Raw genomic sequence first — 22,701 nt, forward strand, 5'->3', positions numbered from 1 at the left:
CTCACTCGCGCGAGTTTCGCTGGCGTGGCACCGATCTGGCCGCCCCGGGCAGTTCGACCAGCAACTGCTCGAGCTGGTCCGGCAGCGCGCAGCGCGGATCGATCAACCAGGTATCGGATTTGCTTCGCCGGGACGGTTGTTCCCCGTCCGACAACAAGGCGACGTAACAGCCGTAGTCGATGGCGAACCCGTCGTAGAGCGTTCCCGGCCGCTTCCGGCTGACGATGCCGCGCCGCACCAGGTGCACGAGCCGGGCGTCGTACAGATCGCGCATGGCCGGATCATGCGCGCCACCAGTGTGTTCGAGCAGGAAAGTGCGGGAACGCCGACGGCCCACCACCTCGTCGACGAGCCACCGCAGCAGCGTCAAGGCTGGTTCGTTTCCGGTGATCGCGGCGTATTTGTCGCGCAGATACCAATCTTGCGCGGCCTGCCGGACGTGCCGGATGCCGATGGTCGCGGTGTTCGCGTGCTGCGCGGCCAACGCGGCGATGTTGATCGCGTCCCGGGGCACGCCCTCGGCCGCGCGCACGAGTTCGGGAAACGCGGTGCGGCTGAACGCGGTCGCCACGAATTCCGCCGGATCGTCGGTCACCGGCATCCGGGGTCGGACGTGATTGAGGAACAACTCGGCGAAAAACTGTCTCGACTGGCTTCGGCCGTGGTCGAAGAGAAGCACGTCGTCGAAGCTGACCGCGGAGGCAGCGTCCGCACCGACCTCGATGCCGACGTAATCGCCTTCGCAGCCCGGTTCGCGGAACCGGGACCGGCGTTCCATCGCCGCGATCTTGACGGTCGCCCCACGCGTCGGGAGCACGCTGCGGCGCAGCAGATCGGCCAGCAACGGTTGCAGTTCAAGGGGAATCGAACTCCACTCGTCCAGCAACAGCCACAGCCGGGCCGGCACCAACGCGGCCGTGATCCGTGCGAGCGCCCGGCTGAGCGGCCCGAAGATGACCTGGTGATGCTCGATCCCGGTGCGCCGCAACCGATCCGAAGCCGTGACCGAGTGTCGGCTGCTGCCCGACATCGTCACCTGACCGCGCGGACCACCCGGTCCCCAGGACGCGGAAGCGCCCGCACCGGTCGCCTTCTCCGCGGAACCTCCGACGGTCGTCTCCCGCTCGACATTGCCGACGACCTCGACCGTCGTCGCCGCCTCGGTCAGCTCATCCAGACCCTGCAACAGGTCTTCCTGGTCGGAAACCCGGGTCTCGATCGCCGTGGTCAGCAGCTGTTCGTGCACCGCCTCCAGCGTGTCGACCAGCAGCTGCGTGCCCCGAAGCGGCACCGGCAGCTGCTGATTCGCGTACAGGCCGCTGGTGGAGCCGATCGTGCGCAAATCCAGGTATACCGCGACATCGTGGGTCTCTTCGACCAGATCGGCCAGGTACAGCAAGGCGTGCGTCTTGCCGGTGCCGCGGCGGCCGTACAGGATCTGATGGTCCGCGGAATGCAGCATCGCCGAAAACGACCCGGCCACCACGAACGTTTTGGCCAGCGTATGCCGGTCCACGCTCTCCGCCCGCCGGGAAATAGCCATCAAGCTCCGGTTGACGTGCGCGCTCAGCGGCTGCCCCATGCCCGTCCTGTTCCGTCGGCGACATCCCAGCCACCCAGCGTGACATCGCCGGGCGGCCGGGAACAGCCGACAGTCAGGTACGAGCACTAAAGGAGTGAACGCGCACGGTTACGAATGCGTGGCTCTCGTGAGTGTTTATGCCGGTTCTCATCGGCAAAAACACTCACGAGACCCGCAGCAAGGCCCCGATTCGCGTCGCGACCTCGCCCGCCCGCTCCTGCGGCAGCATGTGCCCGGCCCCGGGGAAGCGGACAAACTCCGCGTCCGGCAGTTCGTCCGCGATCACTTTCGCGTGCGGAAGCGGACAAAGCCGGTCCTTCTCCCCCGCCAGCACCACGGACGGGGTACCGCGCAAAGCCGCCAGCGCGACGCGGCGGTCATGCGTCGAAATCGCGTCCTGGAACGCGCCGAGGCTCGCCGGATGCGCGCACAACAGCTGATCCGCGACGAGCCGAAGGTCCGCGCGGCGCGGGTGGTCGCCGAAAACGAGGAACCGCGCGCCCGAACGCACCATTGTCGGGCTCAGCGGCAGCCGCTCGCCCTTGCGGTGCGACAACGCTTTCGCCAGCCGTCGTTCGAACCGCGCGGAGAACTGGCCCGCCATTCCGGGCAGCCCCAACGTGATCCGGTCCATCTGCCCCGACGACGTCGCCACGAACGCCGTCCCGACGACCCGGTCGCGGACCAGTTCGGGATGCCGCTCGGCCAGCGCCATGATGGTCATGCCGCCCATCGAATGCCCGGCGAGCACCAGCGGACCCGACGGCACGCGAGCGGCGATCAGCTCGGCCAGATCGTCGGCCAGTCGCGGAATCGTCCCGGTTTCCTTGGTGGCGGCCGCGGAACCGCCGTGCCCGCGCAGGTCGTAGCGCAGCGTCCGGACGCCAGGGCCGAGGTGGTCCATGACGCCGTCCCACGTGCGGTGGTCCTGCGTCCAGCCGTGCACCAAAACCAGCGTCACCGCGGCGTCGGCCGGGCCGCTCGATTCAACGTGCAGCGCACAGCCGTCGCTGGTCACGAACCGATGTTCCCGCGCCGGATTGCGCAGCCGCTCGACGGTAGTCACTTGCCCTCCGGAAGCAGGAAAGACTTGCGCCAGAACGGTTTCCCTGGCAACCCGACCAGACCGGACTCCTGCAGGAACGGCATGATCTTCTCCCCCGCCCACGCGATCGTCGCGCGCCAATGCGGGTTGTTCAGCGCCGTCTCGACGCCCTCGCGCGGCCGGATCCCGACCGCCTTGTAGACGTTCGGGTTGATGAACGCCCGCGTCACGAAGTACGAGATCAGCGCGATGCTGAACTGCTGGTAGGCGACCTCCGCGCGGCCGAGCTTCGCCATCCCGCGAGTGACTTCCTCACGCGCGAAGGTGACGTGCCGCGCCTCCTCCAGCACGTGGATCCGGTTCACCATCCGGACCAGCGGCTGGATCTCCTCGTCGTTCATCTGCTCGCGCTGCAGCCGGTCGAGCACCTCCTCGGCGACCAGGATCGCGCCGTAGCGCGCCGGGCCGTAGGAGATGGTCGGCATCAGCTTCGCGAACTGCCGCAGCACCGGCACCGGACCGTAGGTCGGGCAGCCGATCCGCGCGGACATCCGCGCGAACATCGTGGAGTGCCGGCATTCGTCGGCGATCTCGGTGAGCGCGAACTGCGCGTGCGCCGTCGTCGGGTCCTGGGCGTAGACCTCCTTGAGCAGCATCTGCATCAAGAGGATTTCGAACCACAGCCCGGTGGTCGCGATGCTGGCCATCTCGTGTTTGCCCAGCTCGATCCGCTGCTCCGGGCTCAGCCGGTCCCACAGCGGGGTGCCGTAGAGCGACGAGCGCTCCGGCAGGATGTACCGCTTGCCCTCCACCAGCGGCGCGTCCCAGTCGATGTCGACGTCCGGGTCGTAGAACTTGTTCGCCGCCGACTTCAGCAACCGCTGAGCCGTCGCCTCCCGGTCGGTCACCTTGAGCGTCCGCGTCATCATCAGCCCCTTCCAGCGCCTGACTCGCCGTTGAATCGAGAAGCCGCGTCCCGCTGCCCCCGCAGAACATGTAACCTGCGGTAACAGTTACCTCTGGTAGCATGACCGGCGTGATCGAACGTGTCAAGCGCTCCAGCAAGCAGTCCGGCAAGCAGGCAGCCGACACCGAAACGAGCACTGGTGACGCCCGCCGCGATCGCTGGCGCAAGCACCGCATCGCCCGCCGCGCGGAGTTCGTCGAAGCGGCTCTGCGCGCGCTCGACGCGCACGGTCCAGACCTCGGCATGGAGGACGTCGCCGCGGAAGCAGGCGTCACGAAACCCGTGCTGTACCGGCATTTCGAGGACAAGGCCGACCTGTACGTCGCGCTCGGCCAGCGCGGCACGGAAATCCTTTTCGAACGGCTCATCCCGGCGATCAACGCGGAGCTCGCGCCGGTGCCGCGGATCCGGATGGCGCTCGATTCGTTCTTCGGCGTCATCGAGGAACACCCGAACCTGTACCGCTTGCTGGCACACGGCGGGCTGCCGGGCAAAACCACCGATTCGGACGTCGTCGCGGAGGACAAAGAGGTCATCGCGACCGCGCTGACCGCGCTGCTCGGCGACTACATGCGGATGTTCAACATGGACTCCGGCGCGGCCGAACCGTGGGCGCACGGGATCGTCGGCATGGTCCAGAGCACCGGCGAATGGTGGCTGGACCGGCGCTCGATGGGCCGCGATTCGGTGGTCGAGTACCTCACCCAGATCATCTGGGCGGCGATCGACGGGCTCACCCGCCAGCAGGGCGTGGTGATCGACCCGAACCTGCCGCTCGAGGAGAACAAGGTCGTCCAGCTCGGACGCACCGAAGAAGACGCGGACAGCGACGCAGGCTGACGAGAGGACCCCGGATGAGCGACGAAGACGGCTACACGGGCTCGGCGACGCTGGTCGTCGACGGCACGGAAATCACCGCGGACGTCGATCTGCGCGGCTATTTCCAGCCGATCGACGGGTATTACCACTGGTACGGCCGCGTCGCCGCGGACCCGAAGCTGGCCGAGACGGTCGGCGGGCGCAAGAAGGCGTGCGAGGTGCGGGTCGGCGAGCACACCGCCGAGGGCGAGCTGTCCGATCCGGACCCCTGGGGCCGCTACCGGCTCACCGGCACGTCCACGCCGCCGTTCGCGGTCCCGAAGACGCTGGCCGAGGTCGAAGAAGCGACTGCCTGACCAGGCGGCATCGTGCAAAAAGGCCGCCCCGGAAGGTGTTTCCGGGGCGGCCTTTCGCGTGTACGGCTGGGCTCAGTCGCCGACGCCGAACCCGACCTTGCGGACGTCGGACGGGGCGATCTCGACGTACGCGATGCGGTCGGACGGGACCAGGTACTTGCGGCCCTTCTCGTCGTTGAGGCGGAAGAGCCCGTCACCGGCCGTCAGCGCCTCGGCGACCAGCTTCTCCACCTCTTCGGGAGTCTGGCCACTGGACACCACCAGCTCGCGCGGCGTGTCCTTGATGCCGATCTTGACCTCCACGTGGGACCTCCGCTGAAAACTCGTTGTGACTACGCCCGGCAAGGCTAACCGAAGCGGGCCGCCCCGGTGGCGTGCGACCAGCAGGTGATTCGCGACCACTCGCTCAGCCCAGCCCCAGCGCCTGCATGCGCTTGGTGTGCCCTTGCTGCAACCGGCGGAACAGCGCGCCGATTCCCGCGAGATCGCCGGAGCCCGCGACGATCAGTTCGGCCAGGCCATCGCGCTCGGCCACCACGTATTGCGCCTGGGTGAGAGCCTCGCCGAGCAGCCGCCGCCCCCACAGCGCGAGCTTGTCGCGGGCCTTCGGATCGGCCTTGATCCCGGCCGCGACTTCGCGCTCGGCGAACGCCGAGTGCCCGGTGTCGGCGAGCACGGTCAGCACCAGGTCCTTGGTCTCGGCGTCGAGCCAGCTCGCGATCTCGCGGTAGAGATCCGCCGCGAGCCCGTCCCCGACATACGCCTTGACCAGCGACTCCAGCCACGACTTAGGCCGGGTGGAGCCGTGCCACGCGTCCACTTGCGACACGAACGGGGCCATCGCGTCCTCGACCGCGACGCCGTTCGCGGCCAGATGCTTCGTCAGCAGATCGAGGTGCCCGATCTCGGCGGCCGCCATCGAGGCGAGCGCGGCGCGCCCGGCGAGCGTCGGCGCGCTGCGGGCGTCCTCGGCCATCCGGTCGAACGCGGAGAGCTCCAGGTAGGCGATCACGCCGAGCAGGTCGACGACGCCTTCGCTGATCGCGGGCGGAGATGCGGCGGGCACTGGGGACACAGCGGCTTCGGCGGGGTCGGTCACGGCGACGAGGGTATCGCCGAACCGCAGGCCCGCGCCGCGAAGAGACCGATCCCACGCCGCGCCGCCGCTCCCGGTATTCCCCGGAAAACACCTGACCAGGTACACTGCGGACGGATAAACAGAGCTTCGCCGCGCCGGACCGCGATTTTCGAGGGTCCCGGGAGCGGCGGGAACCAGGCGAACGGCTGGCGCCACCAGAGCGACCGGAGTTCACCGCAAGTGTGCGTGCACGCCTCCTAGCGGCATTCCCGGGAGGGCGGCTCCGGCACCACTGGCCTCCAGCAGACGAGGCCTCAGGTGCGAGTCAGGCCCCCGGTCGAGTGTCGAGTGACAACCGGCCTGTGCGCGCTGGTCACGAGAGAGGCGATCACCCTGACCGCAGAACAGTCCACAACCGAACAGACCGAAACCGCGCAGGCCACCGCCGCTGTCGCCCTCGAGCACAGCGAAAACGGACCGGCCGCGCTGGACACGTCGCACCCGCTGCAGGCCGGTGCCCCGGTGACCGAGGAGTCGCCGACGTTCGCGTCGTTCGGTGTGAAACCCGAAATTGTCCAAGCGCTCGGCGAAGCCGGAATCGAGCGCACCTTCGCCATCCAGGCGCTGACCCTGCCGCTCGCCATGGCCGGCGACGACCTCATCGGCCAGGCCCGCACCGGCATGGGCAAGACGCTCGGCTTCGGCGTCCCGCTGCTGCACCGCGTCGAGGTGCCCGGCGACGGCACCCCGCAGGTGCTGGTCGTGGTGCCCACGCGCGAACTGTGCATCCAGGTCGCGAACGACCTGAAGGGCGCCGGGAAGCACCTCGGCATCCGCACGCTGGCGATCTACGGCGGACGGCCGTACGAGCCGCAGATCGAGGCGCTGCGCAAGGGCGTCGACGTCGTCATCGGCACGCCCGGGCGGCTCCTCGACCTCGCCGAGCAGCAGCACCTGGTGCTGGGCAAGATCCGCGGGCTCGTCCTCGACGAGGCCGACGAAATGCTGGACCTCGGCTTCCTGCCGGACATCGAGCGGATCCTCCGGATGGTGCCGGACGAGCGGCAGACGATGCTGTTCTCCGCCACGATGCCGGGCCCGATCATCACGCTCGCGCGGACGTTCCTGAACCAGCCCACGCACATCCGGGCCGAGGAGAACGACGCCGGCGCGATCCACGAGCGCACCTCGCAGTTCGTCTACCGGGCGCACTCGATGGACAAGACCGAGCTGATCGCGCGGGCGCTGCAGGCCGAGGGCCGCGGCCTCACGATGATCTTCAGCCGTACCAAGCGCACCGCCCAGAAGGTGGCCGACGACCTGGTCGAGCGCGGTTTCGCCGCCGCCGCGGTGCACGGCGACCTCGGCCAGGGCGCCCGTGAGCAGGCGCTGCGCGCGTTCCGCTCGGGCAAGGTCGACGTACTGGTGGCGACGGACGTCGCGGCGCGGGGCATCGACATCGACGACGTCACGCACGTGATCAACTACCAGTGCCCGGAGGACGAGAAGACCTACGTGCACCGCATCGGCCGTACCGGTCGCGCGGGCCGCACGGGCGTCGCGGTCACCCTCGTCGACTGGGACGAGGAACCGCGCTGGAAGCTGATCTCGGACACGCTGAACCTCGACCTCGCGGAGCCGGCGGAGACGTACTCGTCGTCGCCGCACCTGTTCAGCGACCTGGGCATCCCCGAGGGCACGAAGGGCCGCCTGCCGCTGTCGAAGCGCACGCGGGCCGGTCTGGCCGCCGAAAAGGAAGAAGACCTGGGCGGCAAGCGCCGGGGCCGTCGTGGTTCCTCTGGACCTTCGGCTTCTTCGGCTTCTTCGGCGTCGGAGGAAGAGGCCCCGCGCAAGCGCAACCGTGCCCCGCGCAAGCGGACCCGCGGCGGTGCCCGCTCCGCCGCGGCCATCGAAGCCGCTGACGCCGCCGCACCCGCCTCGTCGGGTTCGGACCAGCAGGAAGACCGCCCCCGGACCCCGCGCCGCCGCACCCGCTCGGGTGCCGACGCGACCGGCCCGGCGACGTCCACCGGCAACGCCACCCCCGCGACGACGTCCGACTCCGGGGAGACCGGAGACCGCCCGGCACGCCGCCGCCGTCGCCGCCGTCCGTCCGCATCTGATACACCTGCGTCGGCAGACTGAGCGACACACCGGGGAGTCAGTTACGTGAACGACCACGGGAACGGCGAAACGCCCCCCGAACCTGGATCGAACGTAGCGGGCACTCCCGCGAATCCCGACGAACGCCCCCGGCCGGACCTTCCGGCCGGGGCGCACGTCTCGGATGCGGGTTCTGGTTCTTCGCCGGATGCTTCGGGTGCTGCTGACGGGGATTCGTCGGCGGGGACGGTGCCTGCGGACCGGGCCTCGAACCCCTCGTCCACGGACGCAGATCTGCCGACTCCCGGGGGCTCGGCCGAGAAGTCTTCCGCCGAACCGACTCCACCGGCTGCGAACCCGGCCTCGCCGACCTCCAGCAGCCACACTGACGCGGCTGCAGGCTCCGCCGTGCCAGCCACCGGCGACGCTTCCGTTGCTGGCTCCGCTGTTCCCGGCTCACAGGCCTCGGATCCTGTCTCGGCTGCCGCCGAAAAGACTGCTGCCGAGACATCTGCAGGCCCCGCCGCACCAGCCACCGGCAGCTCAGCCGGACACACTCCCGCTGCCCCAGCCGTTCCCGGCTCGCACGCAGCGGACCCTGTCGCGCAAGGCGCCGAACAGGCCTCCGCCGAACCAGCCGAAGCCGCTGCAAGCTCTGCCACGCCAGCATCCGGCAACACCTTCGCCGCATCAGCCGCGCCCGGCTCGCAGGCCGCGGACCCGGTCGCGCAGGGCACCGAACAGGCTTCCGCCGAACCGCCCACGTCGGCTCCCCGGCACGCAGGCACCAACGCCCCGATCCCGCCGGTCACTCCCGAGGAACAAACCGGCCCGATCGCGCGCGTCACGGACGTCGGGGTCACCAGCACCCCCGCCGAGCCCTACGGTTCCGAAACTCTCCTCCCCCGCCGATCCGCCGCGAATCCCGTTGCGCCGCCAGGGAAAGCCCGGCGCTCGCCGTGGAACCGAGGGCGCGACCGGATGATCGCGGGCGCGATCGTCGTCGTGGTCGCGGTGGTCGTCGCGATCGTCGCCGCCACGAGCGACAACCTGCACACCAGCCGTGCCCTGGCAGATCAGCCGCACGCCCTCCCGTCGCCGCCGTCCGCGGTGCCCGGGTCGATGACGCAGCTGTGGCAGGCCCCGAGTTCCGCGACGCCAATCCCGATCGGACAGTCCGACACCGTCACCACCGCGGACGGCAGCGAGGTCGCCGGCCGCGACCCGCTCACCGGGCAGGTCCGCTGGCACTACACCCGCGAAAACCTGCAACTGTGCACTGTGGACGCTGCCTGGGGCCGCGTGAACGCCGTGTACCACAAGACGATGGGCTGCAGCGAGGTCACTCAGCTCGACCCCGCCACCGGCCGCATCACCGCTCAGCGCAACGGCGACGCCGAGCTGGGCACCCGCCTGGTCAGCGACGGCAGCCACGTCACGACCACCGGCAAACATCTCCTCGACACGTGGCGCGACGATCTCGTGAAGAGCATGGAGTACGGCAAAGTCCCGTTCCTGCAAAATGCGAACAAGCAACCGCGCCCCAACTGCACTTACGGAACCGTAGCAGTGGCCGCCGACAAAATCGGCGTGATCGAACGCTGCCCCGGCGACCGCACGGACCGACTGACCGTCTACAAGGCGACCGCCGAGCACGAGGACGAACCGAAGGTCACCTACACCGCCCTGCTCGCAGGCAAGCGGGCTCGGGTCATCGCGATGTCGGGCGACCTCACCGGCGTCCTCCTGCCAGACCAAAAGCTGTACGTCGTCTACGGCGCGGACGGCTCGCAAAAAGCCGCCTACCCCATGGACCTCCCCGCCTCGGACGTAGCAACCGACCCAGCCGGCGGCACCGAAGCGACGACCCGCACCGCAGCCGGGATCTACTGGTACACCGGCTCAAAAACCGTCGCCCTGTCCCGAGACGACCTTTCGCCCCGCTGGACCCTGGACGGCACGCTCGGCCCAGGAATCACCTTCGCGACCCAACTGGTAGTCCCGATCCGCGGCGGCCTGGCCGTACTGAACGAAACGAACGGCGCAACGCTACGCACAGTCGGCGTCAACCGCGGCTCCTACGCGGGCCCGATCCGCCTCACCGCGCTAGGTCCAGTACTGCTGGAACAACGCGGCCCGACTGTCGCCGCCCTGCGCTGACGCCTCAGAACCACCACAACACACCGAACGCCACTCCCGCGACGACCAGCACCCCAGCCCCCGCCAACGCCGCCACCTTCCCAGCCCGACGGTCGGCGATCCGTTGCAACGCAAGCACAATCACCGCGGCCACCGGATGCCCGACGAGCTTGAGCGCGCCCGGACCGGACGCTCCGTTCACGAGACACAACACCCCGACCACAAGCACCCCGACGGCCAGGACTGCCATTCCAGCGGCGACGGATCCGGTGAACCCTCGCCACCACCTTCCGCGTGGTTTGGGCTTTGCGGAGGGTTCGGCGCGCCCGGTTGCCGCTGACGGCTCGGCGCGCTCGGTTTCCGCGGACGGCTCGGCGCGCTCGGTTGCCGCGGACGCTTCGGCGGCACCGGTCATGCTGTCTTGCTCGGCTGTTTCATGGATAACCGCAGCCGCGCGACTCGCCTCGATGCTGGTGGCCGACGCCGAGTCACGCATAACCGCAGCCGCGCGCCTCGCCGCCGCACGACTGCCCACCGTCTCTCGTAGTTCCTCGCCACGACCGGTAGCCGAGAGATCTTCCACCGCCGCGCCACCCGCCTCGGCGCCGTTAGCCGATGCCGAGTCATGCATAACCGCATTCTCGCCGGGTGCGAGATCCTCGGCCGCAGTTGAGTCATGGATAACCTCGGCCGCGTAACCCTGCGCAGCGTTGTCCTCCCGCGACATCGCTGCTGCGCGCTTCTCCGCCGCAGAACCAGCCCCAGGGCAGTCCTCGATCGCACGACCGTCGTCCGAGATCACGCCACCGCGCACACCGACACCGCCGCCCTTCAGCAACGCGGTGTCGCGTGCGTCCATGCCATCGCCGTCCGCACGACCGCCGTCCAAGGCCGCACCATCGCGCACACCGGCACCGTTCAGCATCCCGGTGTCGCTTGCATCCGCGCCATCGCCGTCCGCACGACCGCCGTCCAAGGCCGCGCCACCACGCACACCGGCACCATCGCCATTCAGCAACGCGATGCCGCGCGCGTCCATGCCATCGCCGTCCGCACAGCCGCCGTCCGACATCGCGGTATCGCGCACACCGACACCATCGCCCTTCAGCAACGCGGTATCGCGCACGTCCGTGTCATCGCTGTTCGCGCGGCCGTTTCCCGCGTGCGCACCGGCGTCCTCAGCACGACGTCCGTCGCGAATCCCGCCATGTTCGGCGGCAAGATCCGTTGTCACAGCAGCAAAATCCTTCCTCGCTGCCCCGCGAAGCCCCAACCCGTCGCCAGCAGCACCGCGCCCCCGCGCGCCACCGGCTCGCGCCCCGGTCGGCCCGGACCCGGAACCAGCCGGCTCGCGGCGAGCGGTTTTCTCGATCTCCGGTGACGCCACGATTCTCGGGTCCCATCCACGTCTCGGGAAATCCCTACGGCGCAAGCAAATCCCACGGTTGCGCGGCAGGAGCGGTCTGCTGTCCCGCCACGCAGCTCGGGCGGAAGTCGCACCATGCGCAGCGGCGGTCGGGGCGGGCGGGGAACAGCGTGTCTCCATCACCGCCCGCGTCCAGGGTATCTGCTGCCAGCCGCAAATCCCCGGCGGTCTCCTCGGCGCGTTCCAGGTGCCGCTTCAAGGTTTCCGGGGTGTGTTCCGCCGCGGCGATCGTGCCGGACGGCAAATGGTGCAACTCGACCTTCGTGCACGGCATGCGCAAAGTGCGCGTCGCGGCTACCGCGTACATGGCCAACGCTTGGGAAGCCCGGGCCTCGTGTTCGTCGGGGGCTCGGCGGCCGGTTTTGTAGTCCACGATCACCAGTTCGCCGCCGCGCTGGTCGATGCGGTCGGCCCTGCCTTCGATGATCATCGTGGGACGGCCGCCGGTTGTGCTGACCGGGGCGGAGACCCAGCGTTCCAATCCCACGGGATCGTCGCTGACGTCGTTGTCCTCCACGTACTCCGCGACCCAGCCCTTCGCCCGCGCTCGGTAACGCGCGGCCTGGTCGTCGTCGGCGAAACCGGCGTCCTTCCAGTGCTCCGACACCAGCGCGATCCCGCGCTGCGGCGTCCGTTTCGCCACTGGCAGGTCGAAAAGCGCCCGCAACGCGTTGTGCACCACCGCACCCAGCGTGCTGTGCGCCCACGGTCCGGTGCGCTGCGGCGTCGGCCGTTCGAGATAGGCCAGCCGGTACCGGCGCGGGCAATCGTCAAAGGTGCTCAGCCGCGCCGGCGACACCTTGGTGAGCCGTTGCGGTTGCTCGACGCCGAAGTCGAACCCCATCTGTTCTTTCACGCCGCCCCCTTCCATCGACGCCCACGCTACGCACCCCCACCGACACTTTCCGGCGTGGGCCCGGCGCGGGCTAGCCGCCGGCGATGAAGCCCTGCACCGAATTCGCGACCAGCTCGACCGCGATCGCGGCGAGCAGGAGGCCGGCGATCTTCGCGAGGAGCGTGATGCCGCTTTCCTTGATCAGCCGGATGACCACGCCGGAGAACCGCATGCAGGTGTACAGCACGAAATGCACGGTCACGATCGCCAGCGCCAGCGCGATGTACGCGCCCAGGTGCCCGTCGGCCTGGCGGACGAACACGATGGTCGCCGCGATCGCACCAGGACCGGCCAGCAACGGCGTGCCGAGGGGAACGAGGGCGACGTTGACGTCCTCAGCCGCTTCGGGCTCGTTACTCCCCGCGTTACCCATGAGCAGCTGCAACGCGATCAGCAGCAAGAGCAGCCCGCCCGCGCCCTGCAGGGCAGGAATTCCGATGCCGAGATACGCCAGGATCGCCTGCCCGGCCACCGCGAACAGCGAGATGACCAGGAGCGACACCAGCACCGCCTGCCGGGCCGCTTTCACCCGCGTGGCCATCGGTTTGCGGCCGACCAGGCTCAGGAACACCGGCACCGTGCCCGGCGGGTCCATGATCACGACGAGGGTGATCGTCGCGCTCATGAAGAGCTTCGCGTCGAAGAAATCCGAGACGGCCATCTCAGCCCTTCACCACTGGGAAGCCGGTCGCCCGCCCCACCAATTCCTCCAGCTGGTCCGGCTCGGTCGTTTCCTGGCCGAGCCCGATGGTCTTGTTCGTGCCGTGGTAATCGCTGGACCCGGTGCGGAGCAGTCCCAGCTCGTCGGCCAGCTCGCGGGTGCGCGCCCGGGTCGCCGGATCGTGGTTGGGATGGTTGACCTCGACGCCGGTCAGTCCGCGAGCCGTCAGATCGCGCAGGGTGTCCTCGCTGATCGTCGCGCCGCGGCTGAAGGCGAAGGGGTGCGCGATCACGGTAACCCCGCCAGCCGCGGTGACCATGTCAATCGCTTCCTCGACCGGAGTGTCGCGGCGCGCGACGTAGTAGCCGCGGCGACTGTGCAGGTAGTCGCCGAAAGCCTCGTCGACGGAGCTGACCAGACCCGCTCGGACGAGCGCCTGCGCGAGGTGCGGCCGTCCCGCGGGCGAGTCCTCGGGCAGCAGGCTCAGGATTTCGTCGGCGTCGACCGGGAGGCCGTCGGCGGCCATGCGCTCGGCCATCCGCCGCAACCGGGTGCGCCGTTCGACGCGCAGCCGCGTCTGTTCCGCGACGATCGCGGGCGCGGTCGGGTCGAAGAGGTACGCGAGCAGGTGCACGCTGATCTCGTAGCCGGTGTCCGGGTCGATCGAGACCGTCGACAGCTCCGCGCCCGGCACGAGCGTCATCCCGGCGGGCAGGGCCGCGGCGGCCGGTTCCCAGCCCGCGGTGGTGTCGTGGTCGGTGATCGCGACGACGTCGAGACCGGCACGCGCGGCAGCGCCGACGAGCTCGGCAGGGCTGTCGGTACCGTCGGAGGCCGTGGAGTGGGCGTGCAGGTCGATGCGCATCGGACCTATTCTCGACGATGCGCTGCGTCACCCCGGCGCCGGGACCAGTGCCGACGCGCCCGGGGTCAGCCGACCGGCTTCTTGCCCCGCGCCGCGCGCTGTGCCTTGATCATCGAGAACCGTTCGGCCTGCTTCTGCTTGTCGCCGAACACGAGCTCGGAGATCGTGTCGTAGAACTCCTCGGGCCGCGGCAGGTAGTCGATCCGGTTCAGCGCCTGGATCTGACCCGCCGATTCGACGACCATCGTGCCGTAGCCCAGCATCCGGCCCCAGGCCGAACGCTGGTAGGTGAGGTCGGTGACCTTGCTGATCGGCATCATCAGCACCTTGGTGGTGAAGACGCCGGTGGTCATCACGAACCGTTTGTCGGTGACGACCAGCCGTTCGACCCACCATTCGATGATCACGTAGGCGAACCGCAGCACCACCGCCAGCGCGACGTACCAGAGGATGTTCTGCACCACCCACATCGAGGGCGGCAGCAGATACGACACCAGCACGCACACGATCAGCAGCGCGGCTGCCTCGAACGTGTCCCAGAGGAGCACCGCCCAGTGGCGGCGGATCCGGATGACCCGCCGCTCGGTGTCGAGGAGGTACTCGTCAGGGTCGCGTGGCGCGAACATAGTCCGAGGGTATCCCCTGCCGTCAGTGGAAGATGTTGCTGACGAACGTGATCACCGATTCGGCCGAGCTGCGGAGGAAGTCCACGATGTTGCTGACAAGACCAGCAGCATGGCCCGGCTGAGCGATCACGAAGAACAGCACCAACGCGATACCCACGAGTCCCGCAAGCTTCTTCGCGTTCACAGCGATCAATCCCGTCTCTTCCATGACACCCGGAAAACTGACTTTCTACGTTGTACCGCACTGACCACTCACGCGGGAGGAAAGTCCCGCGCATGGGTCAGCCAGGCGCTCGAAGTGTACCGTACGGCTACTCTCCGTGTACAGGTTCCTGAACGCTAGGGGGCGCGGCCGGGGTCGGCTACCTTCGCGGCATGGACCATCTCGAGCGCTGCGTCGGCGGCATTGTGTTCGACGACCAGGGCAGACTCCTGCTCATCCGGCGCGCGAACGATCCGGGGAAAGGCCAGTGGTCGCTGCCCGGCGGACGTGTGGAACCGGGCGAAACGGACCACGAAGCGGTGGTCCGGGAACTCCGCGAGGAGACCGGACTGGACGTGAGACCGCACACATTGGCCGGTTCCGTCGTCCGCGGCAGCTACGACATCCACGACTACGAATGCACGTGGACCGGCGGAATCCTCACCGCGGGCGACGACGCCACCGACGCGCGGTGGGTCAACTCGGCCGAACTGGTCAATTTGGACGAAGCGGGCCACCTAGTGGACCAGCTGCTCGTGACCCTGCGTGACTGGAATGAGTTGCCCGCCGCGTAACTCAGAGCGGTTATTTACGCATTGCCCCGGGCCGCGTCCGCGATTCGGAACTGATTGCGGAGTTGTCGGAAAGTTTCCCCATCGTTCAAGCGTCCGCGATGAGCACGGAAAATGCGCGGAACGCGTATTCGATATCGCCGGACGCGCATCGGTTCGGGCATCCTGGCCGCCGCGGAGCAGTGTGACTGATGGGGTGAATGTGACACAGGTTACGCAGGGTGCAGACAAGCGACGTGCGTGGCCAAGCCGGGAAGAACCGGTCTGGCCACGCACGAGACAGCTCACGCCAGCCAGGTCATCCGCTGACCGTGCGGCGCCGTCCGGGCCAGCGCGCGGGCCTCGGGCTTCCCGGCTATCCAGGTCGTCAGCCCCAGCACCGCCATCGCGGGCTCGCCCTCAGCCGAGTCGCCGAAGGACAGGTCTTCCCGCCCGGGCAACACCGTTTCCAGCCCAGCCTTGTAGAACTCCTGGCTGACCCACCACACCGGCCGAGCCGAGGACAGCCGCGCCAGCTCGGCCACGAAGTCCGCCCGCCGGTCCCAGACGTACGCCAGCGCGTGGCTCGTCAGCACCACCAGCGGCAGTTCCTCCGGCAACCGCGCGGCCGCCGAGGCCAGGTCGTCCACCGCGTCCCCGGCGATCAGCTCCGGCGGGTGCTTCCGCTGTTCCGCGGCAGCCGTCCGCAGCAGCCGGATCCGGTCGACCTGATCGGCCCAGACGCACGCCTCCAGCCACGCCAGCTCGTCCTCGTCCGAGAGGTCCACCGGAGCCCGGTCCAGGCCCGCTCGGGCCGCGACAGCGACCTTCTTGGGCAGCTTGGGCAACTTCGCACCGGCCGCGACGTCGATCGCGCAGTGCAGCCCGACAGCGGCCTTCGCCGGGCCAGCCGTGAGCTGCTCGCCGCCGTCGCACTGATAGCGGTAGCCGAACCGGTCGAGCCCCAGCAGCAATCCCGCGCTGCAGCCGACCTCCAGAAGCGCGATCTTGCCGCCCGCTTCCTTCGCCGCCGCAGCGACCGCCGGGTACAGCAGCGCGGCGCGGCGCACCTCGTTCGTCTGCGTGTAGCGGGTCGAGATGATCTCGCGGGCCTGGTCCGCGCGCTCCAGCAGGAACGAGCGGAACAACGGCCACGTCTCGCTGTCGACGCCGTCGAAACCGCCGACCGACGGGTAATAGCGCGACAGCGGATGAATCGGATCCGCCTGCACCAGCCGGTGCGCGGCGGCGAACAGCAAGGTGCCGCGCGCTTCGCCGCCGCGGGCGTCGGTCAGGAGCGCGGCGACGTCGTCGTCCTCGGCCGCGTGCGTGGCGAGGTGGTCGTACAGCGGCGAAACCCCGCGCGCCTCCGTCTCGGCGAACCTGCGCAGCGTCTGCTTGATCTTCTCCAGGGCGATGGCCACCCGTGCTCCTCTTCGCGGCGGATCGATCACTCGTGCGGCGTCGGGCGGCCGGGCTGTTCGCCGCCGCGGGTGTCGCCGTAAGACCGTTTCGGCACCATCACTTTGCGCCGGAAAATGCACACGATGGTGCCGTCCTGTTTGTACCCTCGCGTCTCGACATACACCACTCCCCGGTCGTCCTTGGACTTCGAAGGGGTCTTGTCGAGCACCTCGGTCTCGCCGTAGATCGTGTCGCCGTGGAACGTCGGCTTCACGTGCTTGAGCGATTCGACCTCGAGGTTGGCGATGGCCTTCCCGGACACATCCGGCACCGACATGCCGAGCAGCAGCGAGTAGATGTAGTTGCCGACCACGACGTTCTTGCCGAAATCGGTCGTCTCGCCCGCGTAGTGCGCGTCCAGGTGCAGCGGGTGGTGGTTCATCGTGATCAGGCAGAACAGATGGTCGTCGTATTCGGTGACGGTCTTGCCGGGCCAGTGCTTGTAGACCGCGCCGACCTCGAACTCCTCGTAATACCGGCCGAATTGCACGCTTGCGCCTCCTGTCCGGGTAACACCTGCCGAACCAGGTGCGACACGTATCCGTGGTGAGGAGTACCCTCGACCATCGGTGATCGCGCGTCAACGCGACCCCTGCCACTTCGCACGCCCTGGCGTGCCCCGGCCGAAAGGAGGTGAGGAACCGCCCATGAGCAGTGGTGATAGTCCGCTCCCTAGTAGTACGTGCGTTCCCGCCCCGCCGGCCGGCCTTTTCCCTTCCTGGTAGGCCCGCGTCCGGGAACTCACGGTGCCGCCGGACGGACCCAGTCCGCCTGGCCGTCGTCTTCGTGTTCCACGAACGTCTGCCCAGGAGAACCCATGCCTGCCATTCCCTCGCTAGGCGGCCTTCGCGGCCGCGGCAACAACCGGGCCAAGGCCAGCCTCGAGCGGCCGATCCCGGTGCCGCTGTCGGCCTACGTCGTCGATTGCGCGGTGTATGTCGACGGCAAGCGGCTGCCCGGGCGCTGGACGCACGCCGAGGCGATCCGCGAGGTGCGCAAGCGGCACGCGGGGTTCGTCTGGATCGGCTTGCACGAGCCAGATTCCGACCAGATCCAGGGCATCGCGGAGACCTTCGGGCTGCACGAACTGGCCGTCGAGGACGCGCTGGAGGCGCATCAGCGGCCGAAGCTGGAGCGCTACGACGACACGCTGTTCCTGGTGCTGAAGACAGTCCGCTACGTCGAGCACCAGTCGCCGACCACGGCGAACGAGATCGTGGAGACCGGCGAGCTGATGGTGTTCCTCGGCCGCGATTTCGTGATCACCGTCCGGCACGGCAACCACTCCGGCCTCGCCCGGCTGCGCCGTGACCTCGACGACGACCCGGAGCGGCTCGCCCTCGGCGCGGCGGCGGTCGTGCACGCGATCGCCGACCACGTGGTCGACCACTACCTGGAGGTCACCAGCCGGATCGAGGCGGACATCGACGAGATCGAGGCGCAGGTGTTCGCGCCGCGTTCGTCGGTGAGCGCCGAGCAGATTTACCTGATGAAGCGGGAAGTGCTCGAACTGCGGCGCGCGGTGGTCCCGCTCGCCACGCCGGTGTCGCGGCTCGCCGAGGGCTACACGCGGCTGGTGCCGGACGAGGTCCGCTCGTATTTCCGCGACGTCGCCGACCACCTCGCGACGGTGTCCGAACGCGTCGCGGCGTTCGACGAACTGCTCAGCACCCTGGTCGACGCGACCGTCGCGAAGATCTCGCTGCAGCAGAACACCGACATGCGCAAGATCACCGCGTGGGCGGCGATCATCACGGTGCCCACGATGGTCGCGGGCATCTACGGCATGAACTTCGACTACATGCCCGAACTGCACTGGCAGTTCGGCTATCCGATCGTGGTCACGATCATTCTCGCGATCTGTCTGCTGCTGTACCGAATATTCCGGAAGAACGGCTGGTTGTAGCCGCCCCTCGCGGTCCCCGTTTCTTCACCCGGTAGCAGGAGGTTTGTCTCGTCATGTCCCGGTTGCTGTCCAACCTCAAGTTCTGGGCCCTGGCCCTGTGCCTCATGTGGATCGTCGGCATCGTCGCGATGATCGCGCTCAACCCCGGGTTCGCGCACGGCATGAAGTGACGCCGCGTGCGCCGTAACCTTGGCGCATGCCGAAAGCGCTGGTGGTGGCCGACGAGGCCGACGAGCGGCTGTGGACCCCCGCGGTCCGCTCGCTGCGGGTCGACCTCGTCGTCGCCGCCGGCGATCTGCCGTTCGCATATCTCGAGTTCCTCGCCGGCATGCTCGACGTGCCGTGCGTGTTCGTTCCGGGCAATCACGATCCGGACCTGAGCGGCTTCACCCGCTACGGCGGACTGTCCATGAAGGACGGTTTCCCGACCGAATGGCCCGGCCCCGCCGGCGGAATCAACGCCGACGGCCGCATCGTCGACGTCGCCGGACTGCGCATCGCCGGGCTCGGCGGTTCGATCCGCTACCGCGACGGCCCGAATCAATGGACGCAACGCCAGCAGGCACGCCGGGCCCGGCGACTGGAGCGGCGTTTCCGGTGGCGGAAATGGCGCGACGGCAACGGAATCGACATTCTGCTGACGCATTCGCCGCCGCGGAATCTCGGCGACCGCGAAGATCCGCCGCACCAAGGTTTCACCTGTCTGCACCGCACGATCGAAACCCTGCGGCCGCGCTGGCTGCTGCACGGACACATCCATCCGCACGGCGAATCGGCGCCCGACCGCGTGGCCGGCCGCACCCGGATCCGCAATGTGGTGGGCTATCAGGTGATGGAGTTCCCGCGATGACCCGACCGACCGGTTTCCCGCGCGCTGACGCCGAAAACGACTTCCTGCGAGCCCGGCGGCGGCAAGTGCTGTCCCGGCTTTCCACGTGGCTGCGCCGGGAACCCGACGACGTCAACATCATGCTTCCGTTCCACGAAGTGGTGCAGGCGCTCGGTTACGTCAGCGAAGCGCGGATCGGGACGCGAGTGATCACTTTGGACTCGATCATCGGCACCGTCGACCGCAGCCGCGATTTCGACCGCCGCTTCCGTCCCACTTCCGCCCGCGTCCGGCAACGCTGGGAACGACTCGCGCTGGCCTCCCGCCGCGGCGAGGCTATCCCACCGATCGAGGTGTACCGCATCGGCGAACTGCACTTCATTATCGATGGCCACCACCGGGTTTCGGTCGCACTGGCGCAGGGACTGTCCACAATAGAAGCGTCGGTGATAGCCGTGCGCACCAAACTGGACCCGAGCGGGATCCGGTATCGCGGCGACCTGATCGTGAAGGACTACCGGCGGCTGTTCCTGGAACGAGTCCCGCTGTCCGGCCATGCCCGCGCTTCGGTGCTGATGACGGATCCTTGGAACTACGCGCAACTCGGCGAACACGTCGAGGCGTGGGGCTTCCGGCTCATGCAAGACGAGGGCCGGTTCACCGACCGCGCGACTGTCGCTCAGCGCTGGTTCGACGAGGAATTCACGCCGGTGGTGGCGATGCTGCGGCAAGCCGACCTGATCGGCGACCGCACCGAGGCCGAGGCTTACCTGTGGGTCGCCTGCGAGCGGTACCGGCTGATCCGGACGCACCGCTGGGACGAGGAGGTCATCGAAACGCTGCGTTCCCAGCAGTGACTTGTCAGGCGCCTCCTGACGTGTCAGGCTGATCCTGACACCAGGAGGTTGCGATGACTTCGTACTGCTCGTTCTGCCTGAAACCGGCCGACGAGGTGGCCAAACTGATCGCCGGATCCGGCGTCTACATCTGCGACGGCTGCGTCGGATTGTGCGGCCAGATCCTGGCCGGGGAGCACGAACCCGGGACGCCCGAGGTGACGCTGTGGGAGCGGAAATCGGACGAGGAAATCCTGGAGAGCATCCCGCGGATGGCGAAGGTCAGCGCGCAGACGGACGCGCGGATCCAGGAGCAGGTGGATCTGCTGCGGACGCGCGGGGTGGCGTGGGCGCGGATCGGCGAGGCGCTGGGCGTGACGCGGCAGTCGGCCTGGGAGCGGTTTTCCGCCGAGCGGAAATGAGACTGGCCCCCTCCCGTTTGGCGGCGGAAGAGGGCCGATCGATCCCAGTGGTTCGGCGGCGGCCCGGTCCGGGCCGCTCAGTCGTCGCGTGCGGCCGCCCCCTCAGACAGCTCGCTCGGCAGGTCAGTCGCTGGGGATGATGGCCCACAGGATCAGGTACCCGATGAACTGCGGCCCCGGCAGCAGGCAGGAGACCAGCGCGAGCACCCGGATCTTGCCCGGCGTGGTCCCGAAGCGACGGGCGAGCCCGGCGCAGACGCCGCCGATCATGCGCCCCTCTCGCGGCCGGCTCAGCCGGTGGGTGACAGGTGCGGTCATCGTGTTCCCCTCCCGTTTGGGTTCGTACCTCTATGTCACCACGTGCGGGGCCGGGGCACATCGCTCCGCGGGACGATCCGGACCCCTAAGGGGATGGGGTCCGGTACCGGGGAGGAATCGGGGTCGGGGCGGGAACTCGCAGCTCAACACTCTCCTTGGGGCAGGAATCGAGGGCGGGTCGCGCGCGGCAGCCGACGCCCCAACGCCACATTGGGTGCGTCAGATGCACCCAATGTGGCGTTCGGTGCGTCAGATGCACCCAATGCCACATTGGGACGCGGCGGACACCGCCCGGGCAAAGCCGCGCGGCGTGGAATCCGCGTATCGCCCGGTCGGCCGACCGCAACCCGGTCACTCGCCACCGACCGGCAGGGCAACCCACTCGCCGGATCGGCCCAGGTGCCCGCTGGCAACCCACCCGCCGACCGAATACCGGCCAACAACCCCACGCACCCTCCCCACCCGAGCGCGCCACCCGACAACCGACGAGCCAGACCACCGAGCCTGTCCGCCGAAACCCGCTCCCCCATTTGCCCGCCCAGAACCTCCCCCACCAGCGGTGATGACTCAGCGAAGTGTGGGATTTCCCGGCGGGGGCTGGATTTTTCGCCACTCACGGTGATACTGCACCCCGTGCGTAACCCACTCGGAGTCCTCGCGGTCGGCTGTTCGGTGCTTCTCGCCGCGAGCGTCGGATGTTCCGCGGAGTCTGCCCCGGCGGAGCAGGCGCAGTCCACGCCGGTGCCGCTCACCGCGATCGCGGCGCTCGGGGACTTCGCCACGCTCGATTACTGCAGCCTCCTCGACCCGAAGCGGCTCAAGAACACCACCGCGGACACGCCCGATTCCTCGTTCACCGCTTGCCAGGCGGACTTCGTCCAGGCTGGGCGGCCCCGGACGGTCACGGTCGGGCCGCTCGCGGCCGATCGCGATCCCAACCTCAAGGCCTACGACTACGCGGGCAAGGTGCCGGACGGCGTTTCCGTGCAGCAGGCCGGTTTCGTGCCCGAACGGTCGTGCGGGCGGGCGATCACGTTCGCCGACGGGGTCCGGCTGGCCGTCTCCATCACCGACGGGGACGATCGCGGCAGTGCGGAGGACCGGTGCGGCGCGGCGGACGACATCGTCGGCGGGGTGCTCGACGCGGTCACCGGCAACCGGGTGCGGCATCCGCAGTTGCCAGACCGGTCCTGGGGGCGGGTGGATTCCTGCGCGATCCTCAGCGCGTCCGGGGCGCAGGGCGGCGACGCGACGGCCGGGATCGCCGGGCATTCCTGCATTCTCGACAAGGTGAGCCTGGAGTTCGCGGTGGTGCGCCAAGCTCCGGCGGGACCGTCGGAAACGCTCGGCAACCGGATGGCGCGGGTGGCCGCCGACGGCGCGTTCTGCCGGGTCCGGACGGTGCAGCCCTCCCCGGCCACGGCGGGACGCGCGGAGCAGGCGACGGTGAGTGTGGTCGACACCAGCGGTGCGGGCGGCGAGGCGGCTTGCCCGGCCGCGCGCACCGCTGCCGCGACGATCTTCTCGCGGATCCCCTAAACGTCCGTGAAGGGCTCCTTGAAGGAATCTGATTCCTTCAAGGAGCCCTTCACGGACCGTCAGCTCAGTCGG

General features: G+C 68.8%; 23 protein-coding genes and 1 pseudogene. 10 read left to right on the forward strand and 14 right to left on the reverse strand.

Annotated elements, in window-relative coordinates:
• Position 1: 1 nt before the first annotated feature.
• The 3 genes from ABZX37_RS33350 to ABZX37_RS33360 all read right to left on the reverse strand — a co-directional run bounded on the left by ABZX37_RS33350 (position 2) and on the right by ABZX37_RS33360 (position 3,553).
• Positions 2 to 1,582, reverse strand: coding sequence for an ATP-binding protein (locus ABZX37_RS33350; RefSeq protein ID WP_354746352.1), 1,581 nt, complete (start codon positions 1,580 to 1,582; stop codon positions 2 to 4).
• A gap of 163 nt (positions 1,583 to 1,745) precedes the next feature.
• Positions 1,746 to 2,648 (reverse strand): alpha/beta hydrolase, encoded by a 903-nt coding sequence (locus tag ABZX37_RS33355; protein WP_354746354.1) that lies wholly within the window; start codon positions 2,646 to 2,648, stop codon positions 1,746 to 1,748.
• Complete coding sequence (locus ABZX37_RS33360) at positions 2,645 to 3,553, reverse strand: diiron oxygenase (RefSeq protein ID WP_354746356.1); 909 nt, start codon at positions 3,551 to 3,553, stop codon at positions 2,645 to 2,647. The genes ABZX37_RS33355 and ABZX37_RS33360 overlap by 4 nt, the downstream gene beginning before the upstream one ends.
• A gap of 101 nt (positions 3,554 to 3,654) precedes the next feature.
• Between ABZX37_RS33360 and ABZX37_RS33365 the strand changes: the two genes are divergently transcribed.
• Together ABZX37_RS33365 and ABZX37_RS33370 are read left to right on the forward strand one after the other, a co-directional pair.
• Positions 3,655 to 4,434 carry a TetR/AcrR family transcriptional regulator gene (locus ABZX37_RS33365; RefSeq protein ID WP_354746358.1) on the forward strand — a complete coding sequence of 260 codons (780 nt, stop codon included), beginning with the start codon at positions 3,655 to 3,657 and terminating at the stop codon, positions 4,432 to 4,434.
• Between the two features lie 14 nt (positions 4,435 to 4,448).
• Positions 4,449 to 4,769: a DUF4873 domain-containing protein gene (locus ABZX37_RS33370; protein WP_354746360.1), complete on the forward strand. Its 321-nt coding sequence runs from the start codon at positions 4,449 to 4,451 to the stop codon at positions 4,767 to 4,769.
• Between the two features lie 72 nt (positions 4,770 to 4,841).
• On the opposite strand, the gene ABZX37_RS33375 is transcribed toward ABZX37_RS33370, so the two are convergent.
• Together ABZX37_RS33375 and ABZX37_RS33380 are read right to left on the reverse strand one after the other, a co-directional pair.
• Positions 4,842 to 5,072, reverse strand: coding sequence for a DUF3107 domain-containing protein (locus tag ABZX37_RS33375; protein ID WP_009072973.1), 231 nt, complete (start codon positions 5,070 to 5,072; stop codon positions 4,842 to 4,844).
• A gap of 103 nt (positions 5,073 to 5,175) precedes the next feature.
• A complete protein-coding gene (locus tag ABZX37_RS33380) occupies positions 5,176 to 5,844 on the reverse strand; it encodes a ferritin-like fold-containing protein (RefSeq protein ID WP_354746382.1) in 669 nt (222 codons plus the stop codon).
• Positions 5,845 to 6,369: 525 nt separating this feature from the next.
• On the opposite strand from ABZX37_RS33380, the gene ABZX37_RS33385 reads away from it, so the two are divergent.
• Both ABZX37_RS33385 and ABZX37_RS33390 read left to right on the forward strand, forming a co-directional pair.
• Positions 6,370 to 7,992: a DEAD/DEAH box helicase gene (locus ABZX37_RS33385; protein WP_354746384.1), complete on the forward strand. Its 1,623-nt coding sequence runs from the start codon at positions 6,370 to 6,372 to the stop codon at positions 7,990 to 7,992.
• A 939-nt stretch (positions 7,993 to 8,931) separates the two neighbouring features.
• Positions 8,932 to 10,110 (forward strand): hypothetical protein, encoded by a 1,179-nt coding sequence (locus tag ABZX37_RS33390; RefSeq protein WP_354746362.1) that lies wholly within the window; start codon positions 8,932 to 8,934, stop codon positions 10,108 to 10,110.
• A 4-nt stretch (positions 10,111 to 10,114) separates the two neighbouring features.
• On the opposite strand, the gene ABZX37_RS33395 is transcribed toward ABZX37_RS33390, so the two are convergent.
• From ABZX37_RS33395 to ABZX37_RS33420, 6 genes are all read right to left on the reverse strand, one after another.
• The gene (locus ABZX37_RS33395) at positions 10,115 to 11,323 is read right to left on the reverse strand and encodes a hypothetical protein (RefSeq protein WP_354746364.1); all 1,209 of its coding nucleotides are present in this window, start codon (positions 11,321 to 11,323) and stop codon (positions 10,115 to 10,117) included.
• A gap of 187 nt (positions 11,324 to 11,510) precedes the next feature.
• Positions 11,511 to 12,359 (reverse strand): PD-(D/E)XK nuclease family protein, encoded by an 849-nt coding sequence (locus tag ABZX37_RS33400; RefSeq protein ID WP_354746386.1) that lies wholly within the window; start codon positions 12,357 to 12,359, stop codon positions 11,511 to 11,513.
• Between the two features lie 82 nt (positions 12,360 to 12,441).
• Positions 12,442 to 13,071, reverse strand: a complete 630-nt coding sequence (locus tag ABZX37_RS33405; RefSeq protein WP_344288575.1) for a MarC family protein — start codon at positions 13,069 to 13,071, stop codon at positions 12,442 to 12,444.
• A 1-nt stretch (position 13,072) separates the two neighbouring features.
• Positions 13,073 to 13,936, reverse strand: coding sequence for a PHP domain-containing protein (locus tag ABZX37_RS33410; RefSeq protein WP_354746366.1), 864 nt, complete (start codon positions 13,934 to 13,936; stop codon positions 13,073 to 13,075).
• 65 nt (positions 13,937 to 14,001) lie between these two features.
• Positions 14,002 to 14,562: a PH domain-containing protein gene (locus ABZX37_RS33415; RefSeq protein WP_009072960.1), complete on the reverse strand. Its 561-nt coding sequence runs from the start codon at positions 14,560 to 14,562 to the stop codon at positions 14,002 to 14,004.
• A gap of 22 nt (positions 14,563 to 14,584) precedes the next feature.
• Positions 14,585 to 14,770 (reverse strand): hypothetical protein, encoded by a 186-nt coding sequence (locus ABZX37_RS33420; RefSeq protein WP_037815868.1) that lies wholly within the window; start codon positions 14,768 to 14,770, stop codon positions 14,585 to 14,587.
• 167 nt (positions 14,771 to 14,937) lie between these two features.
• On the opposite strand from ABZX37_RS33420, the gene ABZX37_RS33425 reads away from it, so the two are divergent.
• Entirely contained in the window at positions 14,938 to 15,339 is a 402-nt protein-coding gene (locus ABZX37_RS33425) for an NUDIX hydrolase (protein WP_354746368.1), read from the forward strand.
• Positions 15,340 to 15,620: 281 nt separating this feature from the next.
• Here the strand turns inward: ABZX37_RS33425 and ABZX37_RS33430 are convergent, their stop codons facing one another.
• Positions 15,621 to 16,739: a DUF2332 domain-containing protein gene (locus ABZX37_RS33430; protein WP_354746370.1), complete on the reverse strand. Its 1,119-nt coding sequence runs from the start codon at positions 16,737 to 16,739 to the stop codon at positions 15,621 to 15,623.
• A 26-nt stretch (positions 16,740 to 16,765) separates the two neighbouring features.
• Positions 16,766 to 17,269, reverse strand: coding sequence for a MaoC family dehydratase (locus ABZX37_RS33435; protein ID WP_037815874.1), 504 nt, complete (start codon positions 17,267 to 17,269; stop codon positions 16,766 to 16,768).
• Positions 17,270 to 17,596: 327 nt separating this feature from the next.
• Here ABZX37_RS33435 and corA point away from each other — a divergent pair, with 327 nt between their 5' ends.
• The 4 genes and pseudogenes from corA to ABZX37_RS33455 form a co-directional block, all read left to right on the forward strand.
• Positions 17,597 to 18,685 carry a magnesium/cobalt transporter CorA gene (corA, locus tag ABZX37_RS33440; protein ID WP_354746372.1) on the forward strand — a complete coding sequence of 363 codons (1,089 nt, stop codon included), beginning with the start codon at positions 17,597 to 17,599 and terminating at the stop codon, positions 18,683 to 18,685.
• Between the two features lie 196 nt (positions 18,686 to 18,881).
• Complete coding sequence (locus tag ABZX37_RS33445) at positions 18,882 to 19,535, forward strand: metallophosphoesterase (RefSeq protein WP_354746374.1); 654 nt, start codon at positions 18,882 to 18,884, stop codon at positions 19,533 to 19,535.
• A complete protein-coding gene (locus ABZX37_RS33450; RefSeq protein ID WP_354746376.1) occupies positions 19,532 to 20,371 on the forward strand; it encodes a chromosome partitioning protein ParB in 840 nt (279 codons plus the stop codon). Before ABZX37_RS33445 ends, ABZX37_RS33450 begins: the two co-directional genes overlap by 4 nt.
• Positions 20,372 to 20,424: 53 nt before the next feature.
• A pseudogene (locus ABZX37_RS33455) lies at positions 20,425 to 20,538 on the forward strand (ClpX C4-type zinc finger protein); the annotation flags it as partial.
• A gap of 357 nt (positions 20,539 to 20,895) precedes the next feature.
• Here the strand turns inward: ABZX37_RS33455 and ABZX37_RS33460 are convergent.
• A complete protein-coding gene (locus tag ABZX37_RS33460) occupies positions 20,896 to 21,090 on the reverse strand; it encodes a PspC domain-containing protein (RefSeq protein ID WP_344288589.1) in 195 nt (64 codons plus the stop codon).
• A gap of 633 nt (positions 21,091 to 21,723) precedes the next feature.
• Between ABZX37_RS33460 and ABZX37_RS33465 the strand changes: the two genes are divergently transcribed.
• The gene (locus tag ABZX37_RS33465; RefSeq protein WP_354746378.1) at positions 21,724 to 22,629 is read left to right on the forward strand and encodes a hypothetical protein; all 906 of its coding nucleotides are present in this window, start codon (positions 21,724 to 21,726) and stop codon (positions 22,627 to 22,629) included.
• The last annotated feature ends 72 nt before the right edge of the window (positions 22,630 to 22,701 follow it).

The organism is Amycolatopsis sp. NPDC004079 (assembly GCF_040610415.1).
Lineage (GTDB): Bacteria > Actinomycetota > Actinomycetes > Mycobacteriales > Pseudonocardiaceae > Amycolatopsis > Amycolatopsis halotolerans.